At 58.2% G+C, this 1885-nt stretch carries 1 protein-coding gene; it reads left to right on the top strand.

Annotated elements, in window-relative coordinates; all coding sequences use genetic code 11:
- The first annotated feature begins 451 nt into the window (after positions 1-451).
- A complete protein-coding gene (gene ltrA, locus YA0848_RS29160; RefSeq protein ID WP_017341082.1) occupies positions 452-1744 on the top strand; it encodes a group II intron reverse transcriptase/maturase in 1293 nt (430 codons plus the stop codon).
- Positions 1745-1885: the final 141 nt, after the last annotated feature.

A 1885-nucleotide genomic window follows, 5' to 3' on the forward strand; every position in this document is an offset into this window, starting at 1 on the left:
TGTGCGCCCAGCATGGGCGCAATCTTGTGGGTGAAAGTCCCGCCGTAAGCTGACCACAGCGAACGAAGTGAAGCGCAACTGCATGAGGGCGACCGAGTGTGGGGAGGAAGCGTGAATCGAAACCGCGAGCCGATGTACAAGAACCGGATACAAGGCGAAGCCGACCAGGGCGAGCGGGCATAAAACCGCGAAGCTCTTGTGGTCAAGGGTCAGGCAGCGTAAATCCGGCGGTTGTGCGGTGAAGGATTGCGTTCTTACCTGGGGAGATCTCGCCTTGTGCCTGAAAGGGCGACGGCGCGAGTCGGAGCGAGAAGTCAGCAGAGGCCGTAGTAGTCTTTTTTTTGACGAAGGGCCGAACGAGAGAAAGCGTCATAGGCCATGTTGATGCGAAAGACCGGAAGTCAGATGCCTGCCAAACGCGGGGCGGACGGAGATAACGAGCGGTGAAACCGTGAGAAATCCTGTCAGCGACGAGGTCAATCGCCCGCAAAATGAACCCGATAACGCAGGACAAGGGCTGCTGGAACGGGCCTTTGCGAGAGAAAACCTGAAACGGGCGTGGAAACGGGTCAAGGCCAACAAAGGTGCAGCGGGAGTCGACGGTCTGGATATTGATCAGACGGCCGAGTACCTGCTGACCCAATGGGCGGGGATTCGTGAACAGCTTCTTTCAGGAGTCTACCGGCCCAGTCCGGTACGGCGTGTGGTCATTCCCAAACCTGACGGCGGTCAACGCGAGTTGGGTATCCCAACGGTCACCGACCGTTTGATCCAACAAGCGTTGCTGCAAGCCTTGCAGCCATTACTCGATCCGACCTTCAGTGAACACAGCTACGGCTTCCGTCCGGGACGCTGTGCGCAGGACGCCGTTTTAGCGGCTCAGCGCTATGCCTCTTCAGGACGTAAAGTGGTGGTGGATGTTGATCTGGAGAAGTTCTTCGACCGGGTCGATCACGACATCTTGATGGATCGTTTGCGCAAACGGATTACGGATCAGGCGGTTATCCGGCTGATTCGCGCCTATCTGGATGCGGGAACGCTGATCAATGGCGTGGTCGAGAAAAGCCGCTGCGGGGCGCCGCAAGGCGGCCCACTGTCGCCGTTGTTGGCGAACGTGCTGCTGGACGAAGTGGATCGGGAGCTTGAACGCCGAGGCCATTGTTTCGTGCGCTATGCCGACGATGCGAACGTGTATGTGCGCAGTCAGAAGGCGGGGCAGCGGGTAATGGCCCTGCTGAGGCGGCTGTACGAAAAGCTGCACTTGAGCGTCAACGAGAGCAAGAGTGCAGTGACGAGCGCGTTTGGTCGCAAGTTTCTGGGCTATGAGTTGTGGTCAGCCCGAAGTGAAGTCAAGCGCGCGGTCTCTTATAAGGCGCAGAAACAGTTCAAGCAGCGTATCCGCTGGCTTACCCGGCGCTCCTGCGGGCGTAGCTTGCAACAGGTCGCAGATAATCTCCGGCCTTATCTTTTGGGCTGGAAAGCCTACTTCACGTTGTCGCAAACACCGGCAGTCTGGCGCAAGCTGGACGAATGGATACGACATCGACTGAGAGCGATCCAGCTCAGGCAGTGGAAGCGTGGCCCTACGATCTATCGAGAGCTGCGGACACTGGGGGCGAGCCAGCAGGTGGCGCAGAGGGTGGCCAGTAACTCTCATCGCTGGTGGCGTAATAGCCGTTTTGAGTTGAATCGTGTGCTGAATATTGCGTGGTTCGACAGGCTGGGATTGGCGCGCCTCTCATAACCTCAATCTCTCGAACCGCCCGGTGCGGACCCGCATGCCGGGTGGTGTGGCAGGGGAGCGGCCTATGAAGGCCGTCCCCTATGCCGATGCCTGAAATTTGTTGAATCAACAACTTAGAACCAACGCGTTCAGCTCAGTGTA

The sequence above is a fragment of the Pseudomonas sp. S4_EA_1b genome, from assembly GCF_016307435.1.
Taxonomy (GTDB): Bacteria; Pseudomonadota; Gammaproteobacteria; order Pseudomonadales; family Pseudomonadaceae; genus Aquipseudomonas; species Aquipseudomonas rhodesiae.